We start from the raw sequence: 14129 nt of genomic DNA, 5'->3' as shown, positions 1-14129 counted from the left end.
AGCGCTGCGCGTTATCCCTATCCTCGCAAACCCGCACCCATGCACGATCACCCCGTAGCGCCGCCCGACGCGGCCGACCCGCTTCCCGAACCGGGCCCGCTGCCCGCCCTGGCGACGCTGTTCGGCCAGTGCGCGTGGTTCCGCACGCTCGCGCCCGAGCACCAGGCGCTCGTGCTCGCGCAGTCGCACGTCGAGCAATGCGAGGCCGGCGACGTGATCGCGCGCCGGCTCGCGCCGTCCGAATACTGGATCGGCGTGCACCAGGGGCTGCTGAAGCTCGCGATCTTCAACGTGTCGGGGCGCGGCTGCACGTTTTCCGGCGTGCCGTCGGGCGGCTGGTTCGGCGAAGGCAGCGTGATCAAGCGCGAGCTGCGCAAGTACGAGGTCGTCGCGATCCAGCGCTCGACCGTGCTGTTCGTGCCGGTCGATACCTTCCACGCGCTGCTCGATACCAGCCTGCCGTTCACGCGCTTCGTGATTCATCAGCTGAACAACCGGATGGGCGAATTCATCGCGTCGATCCAGAACAGCCGGCTGCTCGACGTCGACGCGCGCGTCGCGCAGGCGCTCGCGCAGCTGTTCAACCCCGACCTGTATCCGGACACCGGCCCGTCGCTGTCGATCTCGCAGGAGGAACTGGGGATGCTCGTCGGCGTGTCGCGGCAACGGATCAACCAGGCGCTGCAGCAGCTCGAGAAGCTCGGCGCGTTGCGGCTCGCGTACAACCAGATCGAGGTCGTCGATCTGCGTGCGCTCGCGCGCTTCGGGATGGAGCAGCTGTGAACGCGGCACGATCGGCGAAACCGCCGCCATCGCGACGCATGCCTTCCGTCTGCGGAATCGGCCGACCACCCGCCCGCCCCAACCTGACAGTTCCGCCAGTTTCGCGACAGTAACCCGTTCCACGCCGACGCCTATCATTCGGGTTCCCTTCACCGACGCCTGATCACCGCCTGTCCCGCCGCCTCCATGTGGATCGTCAATCTCGCGCTCAGGCGCCCCTACACGTTCATCGTCATGGCCATCATGATCGTGCTGGCCACCCCGCTGGCGCTGATGCGCACACCGGTCGACGTGCTGCCCGCGATCAACATCCCCGTGATCAGCGTCATCTGGAATTACAGCGGCTTCTCCGCGACGGAGATGACCAACCGGATCACGTCCGTCCATGAACGGATCCTGACGACGACCGTCAACAACATCCAGCACGTCGAATCGACGTCGCTGCCCGGCATCGCCGTCGTGAAGGTGTTCCTGCAGCCGGGCGCCAACGTGCAGACGGCGATCGCGCAGACGGTGTCCTCCGCGCAGGCGATCGTGCGACAGATGCCGCAGGGGGCGACGCCGCCGCTCGTGATCACCTATTCGGCGTCGAGCATCCCGGTGATCCAGCTCGGGCTGTCGAGCAAGACGCTCAGCGAACAGTCGCTCGCCGACATCGCGCTCAACTTCCTGCGCCCGCAGCTGATCACGGTGCCCGGCGTGCAGATCCCGTTCCCGTACGGCGGCCGCACGCGCGTGGTCGCGATCGACCTCGATCCGCAGGCGCTGCAGGCGAAAGGCCTGACGCCGGCCGACATCGTCAACGCGGTGAACGCGCAGAATCTCGTGCTGCCGACCGGCACCGCGAAGATGGGCCCGACCGAATACCGGATCGACACGAACGCGTCGGCCGACACCGTCGCCGACATCAGCAACCTGCCGATCCAGACCGTCAACGGCGCGACGACCTACCTGCGCGAGGTCGCGGCGGTGCGCGACGGCTTCGCGCCGCAGACCAACGTCGTGCGGCAGAACGGCCAGCGCGGCGTGCTCATCTCGATCCTGAAAAGCGGCGACGCGTCCACGCTGAAGGTCGTGTCGGACCTGAAGGCGCTGCTGCCGAAGGTGATCCCGACGCTGCCCGAAGGGCTCACGATCACGCCGTTGTTCGACCAGTCGGTGTTCGTCAACGCGGCCGTCCAGGGCGTGATCCACGAGGCGCTGATCGCCGCCGTGCTGACCGCGATGATGATCCTGCTGTTCCTCGGCAACTGGCGCAGCACGCTGATCATCGCGATCTCGATCCCGCTGTCGATCTTCACGTCGCTGATCGCGCTGTCCGCGCTCGGCGAGACCATCAACATCATGACGCTCGGCGGGCTCGCGCTCGCGGTCGGCATTCTCGTCGACGACGCGACCGTCACGATCGAGAACATCGAGCGGCACCTGCATCTCGGCACCAACCTGCACGACGCGATCCTCGAAGGCGCGGGCGAGATCGCGGTGCCCGCGTTCGTGTCGACGCTGTGCATCTGCATCGTGTTCGTGCCGATGTTCTTCCTGACGGGCGTCGCGCGCTTCCTGTTCGTGCCGCTCGCCGAAGCCGTCGTGTTCGCGATGCTCGCGTCGTACGTGCTGTCGCGCACGCTGGTGCCGACGCTCGCGATGCTGCTGTTCCGCCCGCAGCAGGCGGGCACCGGCCCCGACCATTCGACGTCGCGCTTCGCGCGCATCCATCACGCGTTCAATCGCGCGTTCGAGCGGCTGCGTGCGTGGTACATCGTGCTGCTGAGCATCCTGCTGGTGCGCCGCCGTTTCTACGCGATGTGCTTCCTCGGCTTCTGCGTGCTGTCGACGGGCCTGGTTTTCGTGCTCGGGCGCGACTTCTTCCCGAACGCCGATTCCGGCAACATCCGCCTGCACATGCGCGCGCCGACCGGCTACCGGATCGAGGAAACCGCGCGCCTCGCCGACCAGGTCGAGCGCGTGATCCGCGAAACCGTGCCGGCCGACGAGCTCGGCGCGATCGTCGACAACCTCGGCCTGCCGGTGAGCGGCATCAACCTGTCGTACAGCAACGCCGGCACGATCGGTACGCTCGACGGCGAGCTGCTGATCGCGCTGAAACCGGGCCACCGCGCGACCCAGCACTACGTGCAGACGCTGCGCACGCTGCTGCCCCAGCGCTTCCCGGGCGTCGAGTTCTTCTTCCAGCCGTCGGACATCATCACGCAGATCCTCAACTTCGGTCAGCCGGCCGCGATCGACGTGCAGGTGCTCGGCAACGATCTCGCGAGTAACATGACCATCGCGAGCAGCCTGATGAAAAAGTTCAGGCAAATCCCCGGCGCCGTCGACGTGCACGTGCTGCAACGCAACGACGAACCGACCCTGCTGGCCGACATGGATCGTACGCGCATGCAGCAGCTCAACCTCTCCGCGCAGAACGTCGCGCAGAACATGCTGATCTCGTTGTCCGGCAGTTCGCAGACGACGCCGTCGTTCTGGATCAACCCGCGCACCGGCGTGCAGTACCCGCTGCAGATCCAGACCCCGCAATACAGCATCTCGTCGGTCGACGACCTGCTCGGCACGCCGATCTCGGCGAGCGGCCGCACGGGCACGCCGCTGCAGCTGCTCGGCAACCTCGTGCAGGTGCGCAGCACCGCGAACCCGGCCGTGATCACGCACTACAACATCCGCCCCGCGATCGACGTGTACGTGAGCGTCGAGGGTCGCGACCTCGGCGCGGTCGCGGGCGAGATCGACCGCATCGTGGCGGATGCGCGCGCGACGCTGCCGCGCGGCACCGACCTGACGATGCGCGGCCAGATCGAGACGATGCGCACGTCGTATCTCGGCCTCGGCGCGGGCGTCGCGATGGCGATCGTGCTCGTCTACCTGCTGATCGTCGTCAACTTCCAGTCGTGGCTCGACCCGCTGATCATCATCAGCGCGATGCCGGCCGCGCTCGCCGGCATCGCGTGGATGCTGTTCATCACCGGCACGCACCTGAGCGTGCCCGCGCTGACCGGCGCGATCATGACGGTCGGCGTCGCGACCGCGAACAGCATCCTGGTCGTGTCGTTCGCGCGCCAGCGCCTCGCGGCCGGCGCGCCGCCGCTCACGGCCGCGCTGGAGGCCGGCGCGACGCGGATCCGGCCGGTGCTGATGACGGCGCTCGCGATGATCATCGGGATGGTGCCGATGGCGCTCGGTCTCGGCGAAGGCGCCGAGCAGAACGCGCCGCTCGGCCGCGCGGTGATCGGCGGACTGCTGTTCGCGACCGTTTCGACGTTGCTGTTCGTGCCGCTCGTGTTCGGCGGCGTGCATGCGCGGCTGGCCCGCCGCCGTGCGCGTCAGGCCGGACACTGACTTTCGTCCCCCCTACCCGGTTGAATTGGTTGAATTCATGGAAGAGAAACATCACAGCGCCGTCGGCATCCAGGTGGACGAACACGGCATGCATCTGCCGACGCGCACGTCGGTGTCGCGGCGCGGGCGCATCGTCCTGATCGTGATCGGCGTGCTGCTGGCCGCCGGCGCCGCGCGGACGATCGTCGTCAACGTGCTGAACGGCCACCGGCTCGACGCTGTCGCCGAGCAGAACACGCGCCAGTACGTGACCGTCGTGCACCCGGTCGACGCGGCCACCGGCGGCAAGCTGACGCTGCCCGGCACGCTGCGCGGCTTCGTCGAGGCACCGATCTATGCGCGAGCGAGCGGCTACGTGCTGCGCTGGCAGGCCGACATCGGCACGCACGTGAAGCAGGGGCAAACGCTCGCCGAACTCGACACGCCCGAGTTGAACCAGGAACTCGCGCAGGCCACCGCGCAACGCCAGCAGGCGCAGGCCGCGCTCGCGCTCGCGAAGACGTCGTTCGACCGCGCGCAGCAGCTGCGCCAGCGCGATGCCGTGTCGCAGCAGGAACTCGACGACCGGCAAGGCGCGTTCAACCAGGGCACCGCGAACCTCGCCGCGGCCGATGCGAACATGCGCCGGCTCACCGAGCTGAAGGGTTTCCAGCGGATCGCCGCGCCGATCGACGGGATCGTCACGCAGCGCAACGTCGACGTCGGCGATCTCGTCAGTTCCGGCAACGCGGGCCGTGCGCTGTTCACGGTCGTGCAGGCCGACCGGCTGCGCCTGTACGTCCAGGTGCCGCAGGCCTACGCGCAGCAGGTGAAGGTCGGCCAGCACGTGAGCGTCGCGCAGGCCGAGCTGCCGGGCCGGACCTTCGACGGCACGATCACGCGCACGTCCGAGGCGATCGACGTCGCGACGCGCTCGCTGCAGATCGAGATCACGCTGCCGAACCCCGACGGGCGGCTGCTGCCCGGCGCGTACGTGCAGGCCACGCTGCCGATGACGCCGATCGGCCGCCTGCAGGTGCCGGCCAATACGCTGCTGTTCCGCGGCGAAGGCCCGACGGTCGCGACCGTCGATGCGAACGGCCAGGTCCACCTGAAGCAGGTGACGGTCGTGCGCACGATCGGCCAGACGCTCGAGGTCGACGGCCCGCTCACGCCGAACGACCGCCTCGTCGCGAACCCGAGCGACGCGCTCGCGAACGGCGACAAGGTCGTCGTGCAGGCGCCGGCCGCGCAGCCCGCTTCTTCCGTCGCGGGAGCAAAGTCGTGATCGCGTTGCGCGCACGCATGCGGCCCGCGGCGCTCGCCGCCGTCGCGGCCGCAACCGTCCTCGCCGGCTGCACGGTCGGCCCCGACTACCAGCGCCCGGCCGTCGACACGCCGGCCGCATGGCGGCTCGACCCGGCCGACGCGTACTGGCACCCGGCCGCGCCGGCCCGCGCGCCGCTCGACCCCGCGTGGTGGACCGCGTTCGGCGATCCGCAACTCGACGCACTCGAAACCGACGCGCTGCGCAACAACCAGAACCTGAAGGCCGTGGCCGCGCGCTACGACCAGGCGAAAGCGACGCTCGCGTCGGTCGCGTCCGCGCAATATCCGGCCGTCGGCCTGACCGCGAGCGGCCAGCGCTTCAAGATCTCCGGCGACCGCCCGCAGACCAACTACGCGACGCAAAGCATGTCGACCGTGCAGAACGACGTCCAGGTCGGCGCGGCCGTCAGCTACGAACTCGACCTGTTCGGCCGCGTGCGGCGCAGCGTCGAATCGGCGCAGGCAACCACCGAGCAGGCGCGCGACGATTTCGCGAACGCGCGCCTCGTGCTGAGCGCCGATCTCGCGTCGAGCTATTTCGCGCTGCGCGAGCTCGATACCGAGATCGACGTCGTCAAGCGGTCGATCGACCTGCAGCAGAAGGCGCTCGACTACGTGAGCGCGCGCCACGACCTCGGCGCGGTGTCGGGTCTCGATCTGCTGCAGCAGCGCGCGCAGCTCGACGCGACGCGCACGCAGGCGCAGTTGCTGATCCAGCAGCGCGCGCAGGTCGAAACCGCGATCGCGACGCTGGTCGGCACGCCGGCCCCCGCCTTCTCGCTGCCCCCGCGCGTGGTGCCGATCAACGCGCCCGCGCTGCCGACCGGCATGCCGAGCGACCTGCTGCAGCGGCGGCCCGACGTCGCGTCGGCCGAGCGCGCGATGGCCGCCGCGAACGCGCAGATCGGCGTCGCGCGCGCCGCGTATTTCCCGCGCATCACGCTGTCGCCGGACATCGGCTGGGACGCGACGCGGTTCGCGGGCCTGTTCACCGTGCCGGCGCTGCTGTGGTCGGTCGGCGGGTCGCTCAGCCAGCCGCTGTTCGAAGGCGGCAGGCTGAAGGCCGGCGTCGATTTCGCGCAGGCCGGCTACGTCGCCGCGCAGGCCAGCTACCGGCAAACCGTGCTCACCGCGTTCCAGGAGGTGCAAAATGCGGTCACGGGCCTGTCGGTGCTCGCCGACGCCGCGCAGCAGGCATCGGCGGCCGTCGACGACGCGCGCAAGCTCGTGTCGCTCGCGCAGGACCGCTACGCGGGCGGCCTGACGCCGTTCATCGACGTGCTGACGGCCCAGCAGCAACTCCTGACGAGCGAGCGCCAGGCCGTGCAGATCCAGGGCCAGCGCGCGGCGCTCGTCGTGTTTCTCGCGAAGGCGCTCGGCGGCGGCTGGGACGGCGCCGCGCCGTCCGACGTCGCGGCCGCGGCCCCGCCGCGCGCCGCGAGCGTCGGCCCTCAACCCGATTAGGCGGACAACCCTATGAAAGTCCTGATCGTCGAAGACGAACCGAAAGTCGTCGAATACCTGAAGAGCGGCCTGACCGAGGAGGGCTGGGTCGTCGATACCGCGCTCGACGGCGAGGACGGCGCATGGAAAGCCGTCGAATTCGACTACGACGTGGTCGTGCTCGACGTGATGCTGCCGAAGCTCGACGGCTTCGGCGTGCTGCGCGCGCTGCGCACGCAGAAGCAGACGCCCGTCATCATGCTGACCGCGCGCGACCGCGTCGACGATCGCGTGCGCGGGCTGCGCGGCGGCGCCGACGACTACCTGACCAAGCCCTTCTCGTTTCTCGAGCTGATTGAACGGCTGCGCGCGCTGACGCGCCGCGCGCGCGTGCAGGAGTCGACGCTGATCTCGATCGGCGACCTGCGCGTCGACCTGATCGGCCGCCGCGCGACGCGCGACGGCACGCGGCTCGACCTGACCGCGCAGGAATTCCAGCTGCTCGGCGTGCTGGCCCGGCGCAGCGGCGAGGTGCTGTCGAAGACGACGATCGCCGAACTGGTGTGGGACGTGAACTTCGACAGCAACGCGAACGTCGTCGAGACGGCGATCAAGCGGCTGCGCGCGAAGCTCGACGGCCCGTTCGCGGACAAGCTGCTGCACACGATCCGCGGGATGGGCTACGTGCTCGAGGCGCGCGAGGACGGCGACACGGAGCGGCGGGCATGAAACGCTCGATCATCCTGCGGCTCTCGGCGATGTTCGGCATCGTGTCGCTGCTCGTGTTCACGCTGGTCGGCTGCGGGCTGTTCGTGATGATGGAGCGCCAGCTGTTCGCCGAGTTGCGCGCGACGCTCGACACGCGCGCCAAGGTCGCCGCGATGATCGTGTCGCACGCGACCACGGCCGCGCGCGGCCGCCTGATGCAGGAAAAACTCGCCGATCTCGAACCGCCCGACGGTTCGACGCATTATCAGGTGGTCAGCGACAACCCCGCGTTCCGCTTCGGCAGCCCCGTCGACGGCGTGCCGCTCGACCCGCCGTTCGGCGCGTTCCAGCGCTACCAGCTCAACGACAGCAGCTACGCGGTGATGACCAAGACCGTCACGCTGCCCGGCGCCGACGAGCGGCCGACGCTGCAGCTGGTCGTCGCGACCTCGTGCGAACGCACGCAGCGGATGCTGCGCCGCTTCGGCTGGACGCTGGCCGCGCTGATCGCGACAGCGACCGTCATCACGCTGCTGCTGAGCCGCGCGGTCGCGCGCTTCGGGCTCGCACCGCTCGACCGGCTGTCGCAGGACGCGGCGAGCGTGAGCGCGACGAACCGCCGCCAGCGGCTGCAGACCGACGCGCTGCCCACCGAGCTGCGCGATCTCGCGACATCGTTCAACGGCGCGCTCGAACGGATCCAGCAAACCTACGCGCGACTCGAGGCGTTCAACGCGGATGTCGCACACGAGCTGCGCACGCCGATCAGCATCCTGATCGGCCAGACCCAGGTCGCGCTGACGAGCCGTGACCGCTCGGTCGACCGGATGCGCCAGACGCTGCAGTCGAACCTCGAGGAATTCGAGCGGCTGCGCGTGATCATCAACGACATGCTGTTCCTGTCGCGCAGCGACCGCGGCGAACGCGCGGCCGACCTGAAGGACGTGTCGCTCGCCGACGAGGTGCGGCGCATGCTCGATTTCCTCGAGATCCCGCTCGACGAGGCGCAATTGCACGCCGAACTGCACGGCGATGCGCGCGCGGCCGTCGATCCGTCGCTGTTCCGCCGCGCGATGACGAACCTGCTGATCAACGCGATCCAGCATTCCGCGCCCGGCGCGACGTTACAAGTGACGATCACGCGGCGCGACACGCTCGTCGAGATGGCCGTGTCGAACCCCGGCGAGCCGATCGATCCAGTGCAGCGCTCGCACGTGTTCGAGCGCTTCTACCGGCTCGAGGAAGCACGCGCGAACAGCAAGGAGAACCACGGGCTCGGGCTGTCGATCGTCAAGGCCGTGGCCGAGATGCACGGCGGCGGCGTGTTCGTCGCGTGCGCGGGCGGCGTCAATACGTTCGGCTTCTCGGTGTCGACGGAACCCCGCGCGGGCGGACCGCTGCGCGCGGGCGACGCAACCGGTGCAACCGGCGTGGTCGACTCCGCCGATTCGCGGCCGGCGCACGCGCCGCGGGCGCTGCACTGAAGTCGGCCGAGCCTGTCCACGTCCGGCCGCCGCGATCGGCGCTGGCCGGCCACGAACGCGGCCCGGGACGCATTACGCGCGCGGCTTGCCGCCCTGCTCGCGCCACGCCCGCGGCGACATCGCGAACCGCTCGCGAAACACGCGGCTGAAATGCGACATGTCGTTGAAGCCCCAGCGCAATGCGACGTCGGACACGCGCAGCGCCGCGCACTGCGGATTCGCGAGATCCAGCGCGCACCGTTCGAGCCGCAGGTTCCATACGTAACGCATCAGCGACGTCTCCTCGGCCTCGAACAGCTTGTTGATGTACCGCGACGAAATCCCGATCGACTGCTCGATCAGCATCGGGTTCAGCTCCGGGTCGTGCAGGTGCTCGAGCACATGCCGCTTCACACGCGTCAGCGTCAACGCCTTCATCCTCGACTGCGCGAGGTCGTTGCGCTGCATGCCCCCCAGCGTCATCGCGATCAGCGAGATCGCGGTATCCGACAACTGCCGCATCTCGTCCTCGGTCACGCTGCGGATCTGCGACGACATCTGCTCGAGAAACGCACGCATGACGCTACCGACGCCGTCCCCGGTTTGCGTCGGGCACGCCGTGCGGTGCTCCATCCCGACGACGAGCTGGTTCAGGGTCGCGCGGGGAATGCTGACGACGATCTCGCGCCACGACTGGCCGAACTGCAGGTGGTGAGGCCGTGTCGCGTCGTAGATCGCGAAATCCCCGGGGTGCAGCGTGACGATCTTGCCGTCCTGCTCGACCGACTGGCTGCCCTCGAGCATCAAGACCCCGAAATACTTGTCCTCGTACTCGCTGCGCGCCTGGCGATAACGCCGGATCACGGCCTGCTCGCTCGCGTGGATTTCCGAGATGCGCATCTTTTCGCACTTGCGCTGCCGCACCCGGCCGAAGAAATCGGCTTTCTGCACGGCGGCGATCTGCACGTCCGCGAACAGGCGCAGAATCGTCTCGCGCCAGAATTCGATACGCTGGCTGACCGAGCCGTCGATCGGCACCTCGATGGCCGCGTTCGTCCGTTCGTCCAGCGGGCTGCCGGACGCCGGACCGGGCGCGTCGCCGCTTGCGGCGCGCGGGAGAGGACGCATCGTCATGATCGTGCCCTACAGGGGTTGGCAAACACGCAGCCGATAGCGTGCCCGTTCAAAAGCGCCTTGTCCAATCGATGACCGCGCACGCCGCGTTGCCGGTCGAACCGGCACGCGGCGCGGCGGCCGCGCGCTACCGCGCCGGGCATGTCACGCGTACGTCGTCCGACGCCAGTCGGACGACTGTTCATACGCATACGCCACGCGGTAGAGCGTCGCTTCGTCGAAACGGCGCCCGACCAGTTGCAGCCCGATCGGCAGGTCGTCGGCGACCCCGCACGGCAGCGACATCGCCGGATGCCCGGACACGTCGAACGGCGCGGTATTCGCGAGCATCTCGAACGCCCGCGTCAGCGACTCGGACATCGCACAACCGGGCGCCGGCAGCTTCGACGCGCGCATCGGCACGGTCGGCATCAGCAATACGTCATACGATTGCAGCGCCGCGTCGTAAGCCGATCGCAAGCGCCGCGCGAGGTTCTGGCTCTTCGCGTAGTAGCGCCCGCGATACCGGCTCGTGAAATATTCGCCGAGCAGCATCGTCACCTTCACGGTATCCGGCAACTCGTCGGCGCGCTCGCGCCAGCCTGCGTGGTGATCGATCATGCCGGTCACGTACAGGCCGCCCCAGTTGAAACCGTGGCTGTTGCCCTTCATCATCTGCTGCGTCGCCCCCTCGGCCGCGATCGGCAGCCAGATCGCGGTGCCGGCCGCATGCAGCGGCACCGACACTTCATCGACGCGCGCGCCGAGCTTGTGCAACCGGTACGCGGCGGCCCGCACGGCCTCGTCGACCACGTTCTCCGAATTCGCGAGCCCGAACGCCTCGCGCAGGATGCCGATCCGCAGTCCCGCGATGCCGTCGCGGATCGCGCCGAGATAATCGGCGCGCGGCGGCAGCGCCCGCTGGCGCGGATCGAGCCCGTCGTCGCCCGCGATCACGTCGAGCAGCAGCGCGTTGTCGAGCACGTTGCCCGTCATCGGTCCCAGATGATCGACGGTCGCCTCGATCGGCATCGCGCCGGTATACGGCACGAGCCCGTGCGTCGGCTTCATCCCGTAGATGCCGCAATAGGCGGACGGGATCCGGACCGAGCCGCCCTGGTCGCCGCCGAGCGCCATGTCGACCTCGCCGCTCGCAACGAGCGCGCCGCTGCCCGACGACGAGCCGCCGGACGAGTGCCCGGCCTTGCGCGGATTGTGCACCGGCCCCGACGCGCTCGTGTGCGAGCCGCCGGAAAAGCAGTAGTACTCGCAGGTCGACTTGCCGGCGATCGTGCCGCCGGCGTCGAGCACCCGCGTGACGACGGTCGCATCGACGTCGGGCACGTAGCCCTCGAACGTGGTCGAGCCATTGCGCATCGGCACGCCGGCGACGCAGATGTTGTCTTTCACGACCACCGTCTTGCCGCGCAGCTTGCCGTCGGCGGCGCCGTGGATCGTGCTCTTGCGCGCCCACGCGCCGTAACGGTTCTCGTCGCCTTCCGGGCGGTAGCCGGGCGTGCGCGGATACGCGACGACGGGCAGATAGTCGGGCAGCGCGTCGATCGCATCGTAGGCGTCGAAGTTCGCCTGCAGCGCATCGTCGTAGTCGGCGAGTTGGCGGGAATCGAGATGAAAGCCGAAGCCGGCTGCAATATCGGACAGTTGTTCGCGGGTCGGGCGTTTGATGGCCATCGACGTTCTCCAGTTCGGTAAGCGGCACCGCCGGCCCCGGCGGTGCCGGCGGGATTCAGCGGGCGATGGCGACGGCGTCGCGCATCATCCCGGTGCGCGGATGGCAGTTCACGTATTCGTAGACCTGATGCTTCGCGTCGAAGACGGAAACCTCGTGATACAGCCGCAGTTTCGACAGCCCGGTGACGACGCGGAAGAAGGTGACGAAGATCCGCAGGTGCGTCGGATGGGATTCGGCCCATCGTTCGAGGCGGTCGAGCGAGCGCCAGTGGCCGATGTTGTAGCTCTCGTCGAGCACGTTGCCGTCGAGATCGATCGAGCGCACGTAGCGGTTGCTGTAGCAGCCGACGTCCGTGCCGTTGTCGCGCAGGAAGTCCATTCCGCTGCGCAGCGTCGGCTCGATCTCCTCGAGATACAGCCGGCGCTCGTCGTGTTCGGCCGCGCGCCAGTCCTGGCCGGAGCGAATCAGCGCGATGTTGTCGTGCGCCAGCACGACCACGCGGCCGCCGCGGGCCGGATCGCCCTCGACGATGCGCAACTCGCCGTCCGCGCGCATCCAGTCCGTCTGCGAGATCGGGAACCGGTCGCGCATCGATCCCCAGTAACCGTGCTCCTCGATCTCGCCGCTGACGCCATCCATGATCGCGCCGACGCCGGGGAAATCGTTCGTGAATGCGTAGAGCGTCTCGAACTGCTCGGCGCGCGGCGCGACGATTTCCCGGAAGTAGCCGATGCCGTCCGCGAGGCGCGCGTCGGAGGTCCACCATTCGATGAGTGCCGGCGACGCGATCCAGCGCGCATACGCGGCCGAATCGCGCCAGTAGCCGACGGCGATCAGGTTCTCGTAACCCTGGTCGTCGGTGTGTTGCGTCAGATCGAAGTTGTTCGGGCCGTCCTGCACGCCGAAATCGGCGACGATCCGGCGCAACGCGGCCAGCGCCGCCGCGCGCTTGTCGGCGCCGCTGTATTGCACGCCGAAATAGCCCATCACGACCTGGCTCAGGTCTTCGGCGGCCCGGGCGACGTACATCGGGAACGGCGGCTGGTAGTCATCGGCGACGCGGCGCGACAGCGTCCGCGGGCAGACCAGGTGTTTGTCGATGGCGGATTCCATGCATGACCTCTCTGGAAAGGGAATCGGGTGTCGAGGTATCGACGTTGGGGACACGGAGCGACATGCACCGGGCGTATCCCGGCGCATGCGGCCGGTCAGAAGATGTGCGCGTAACGCAGGCCCGCGAGCACACTGTTCTTCGGGCCGTTGCGCACGCTCAGGTCGGTGCCGAGCTGGATTTGCACCTGATCGGACTTCGTCACGAATTTCGCCGCGGTGAGCCGCAGGCGCGTCGTGCGAAGCGCGTCGTTGTTGTCCGCACCGTCGACGCTCGTTTCACCGCCCCAGAGCTGGGTGATACCGACCGCGAGCGACGTGCCCGGATCGGGCATGTAACGCACCATCGCCTGTGCGCTGTAGCTCATCCGCTGATGCAGCGTCGCGCCGCTCGCGCCGTACGACGTGTTGTTGCCGTACCAGATCGCGTCGCCGACGAGATCGAGCGCCCACTGCGGCGAAAAGTGCTTGATGTAGGCCGCCTGGAAATCGAGCGACCAGCGGTTGGCGCCGAGATTGAGACCGCGGTTCTGGTCGTAGCTCCCGGTCGGCGCGTAGACGTAGACCGTCGCGGCGACGACGTCCTTCGCGTCGTTCAGGCGGAATTTCAACGGTGCGGTCAGGATCACGTCGCCGACACCGTTCGTACTGCCAAGCGCGCCGGCGTTGCCAAAGCTGCTGATGTGACCGAACGGCAGCAACACCTGCGGATCGATCGTGAGCCTGTCGGTGAGCTGGAACACGTGCAGCAGGCGGGCGATGCCGACATTCGACTGCAGGTCGAAATCCGACGTCCGGTGGCCGTTCGCGTAGTACGCGTTCGTCGCGGAATAGTTGTAGTACAGCACGCCGATCGTCGCGCCGGCCGGATACTGCTCGTAGTCGCCGGGATCGACCTCGACCGCGCCCGCGTAATGCGATGCGACGGCGATCAGCGACAAACCGATCCAGCGCGCGATTCGCTTCAGTTTCATTCTGTTGACGTTGTCCATCATGCTCCTCACCTGGTGGCGCAGACACCGCCACGCTCGACGCACGACGAACGGGAACCGTCGCCGGATAGTGGAATCGCGGGGTGCTGGCTGACTGTTGTTCCGCCGGTCCATCGGGGATGCCGGCGATTCGCGACATCGAACGGCCGTCGCTTGAGGATG

The 14129-nt window shown here is 68.4% G+C and carries 10 protein-coding genes; 6 read left to right on the top strand and 4 right to left on the bottom strand.

Annotated features, from left to right (window positions below; genetic code table 11):
* Window positions 1-39: 39 nt before the first annotated feature.
* The 6 genes from WJ12_RS26975 to WJ12_RS26950 all read left to right on the top strand — a co-directional run bounded on the left by WJ12_RS26975 (window position 40) and on the right by WJ12_RS26950 (window position 9080).
* Complete coding sequence (locus WJ12_RS26975) at window positions 40-783, top strand: Crp/Fnr family transcriptional regulator (protein ID WP_059556486.1); 744 nt, start codon at window positions 40-42, stop codon at window positions 781-783.
* 186 nt (window positions 784-969) lie between these two features.
* Window positions 970-4137 carry an efflux RND transporter permease subunit gene (locus tag WJ12_RS26970; RefSeq protein WP_034191478.1) on the top strand — a complete coding sequence of 1056 codons (3168 nt, stop codon included), beginning with the start codon at window positions 970-972 and terminating at the stop codon, window positions 4135-4137.
* A 37-nt stretch (window positions 4138-4174) separates the two neighbouring features.
* Window positions 4175-5404 carry an efflux RND transporter periplasmic adaptor subunit gene (locus tag WJ12_RS26965; RefSeq protein ID WP_059556485.1) on the top strand — a complete coding sequence of 410 codons (1230 nt, stop codon included), beginning with the start codon at window positions 4175-4177 and terminating at the stop codon, window positions 5402-5404.
* Between the two features lie 17 nt (window positions 5405-5421).
* The gene (locus tag WJ12_RS26960) at window positions 5422-6909 is read left to right on the top strand and encodes an efflux transporter outer membrane subunit (RefSeq protein ID WP_156444729.1); all 1488 of its coding nucleotides are present in this window, start codon (window positions 5422-5424) and stop codon (window positions 6907-6909) included.
* A 12-nt stretch (window positions 6910-6921) separates the two neighbouring features.
* On the top strand, window positions 6922-7617 hold the full coding sequence (locus WJ12_RS26955) for a heavy metal response regulator transcription factor (RefSeq protein ID WP_034191481.1): 696 nt from the start codon (window positions 6922-6924) through the stop codon (window positions 7615-7617).
* Entirely contained in the window at window positions 7614-9080 is a 1467-nt protein-coding gene (locus tag WJ12_RS26950; RefSeq protein WP_059556483.1) for a heavy metal sensor histidine kinase, read from the top strand. The genes WJ12_RS26955 and WJ12_RS26950 overlap by 4 nt, the downstream gene beginning before the upstream one ends.
* Before the next feature lie 72 nt (window positions 9081-9152).
* Here WJ12_RS26950 and WJ12_RS26945 read toward each other — a convergent pair whose 3' ends face one another.
* From WJ12_RS26945 to WJ12_RS26930, 4 genes are all read right to left on the bottom strand, one after another.
* On the bottom strand, window positions 9153-10193 hold the full coding sequence (locus WJ12_RS26945) for an AraC-like ligand-binding domain-containing protein (RefSeq protein ID WP_059556482.1): 1041 nt from the start codon (window positions 10191-10193) through the stop codon (window positions 9153-9155).
* 144 nt (window positions 10194-10337) lie between these two features.
* The gene (locus WJ12_RS26940; protein ID WP_034191484.1) at window positions 10338-11864 is read right to left on the bottom strand and encodes an amidase; all 1527 of its coding nucleotides are present in this window, start codon (window positions 11862-11864) and stop codon (window positions 10338-10340) included.
* Between the two features lie 55 nt (window positions 11865-11919).
* On the bottom strand, window positions 11920-12978 hold the full coding sequence (gene oxdA, locus WJ12_RS26935) for an aliphatic aldoxime dehydratase (protein WP_059556481.1): 1059 nt from the start codon (window positions 12976-12978) through the stop codon (window positions 11920-11922).
* Between the two features lie 95 nt (window positions 12979-13073).
* Window positions 13074-13970 (bottom strand): transporter, encoded by an 897-nt coding sequence (locus tag WJ12_RS26930; protein ID WP_034191486.1) that lies wholly within the window; start codon window positions 13968-13970, stop codon window positions 13074-13076.
* Between the last annotated feature and the right edge of the window lie 159 nt (window positions 13971-14129).

This window comes from Burkholderia seminalis, from assembly GCF_001718535.1.
Lineage (GTDB): Bacteria > Pseudomonadota > Gammaproteobacteria > Burkholderiales > Burkholderiaceae > Burkholderia > Burkholderia seminalis.
The sequence above is the reverse complement of the archived record's forward strand: the minus strand, read 5'-3'. Positions and strand labels throughout refer to the sequence as shown.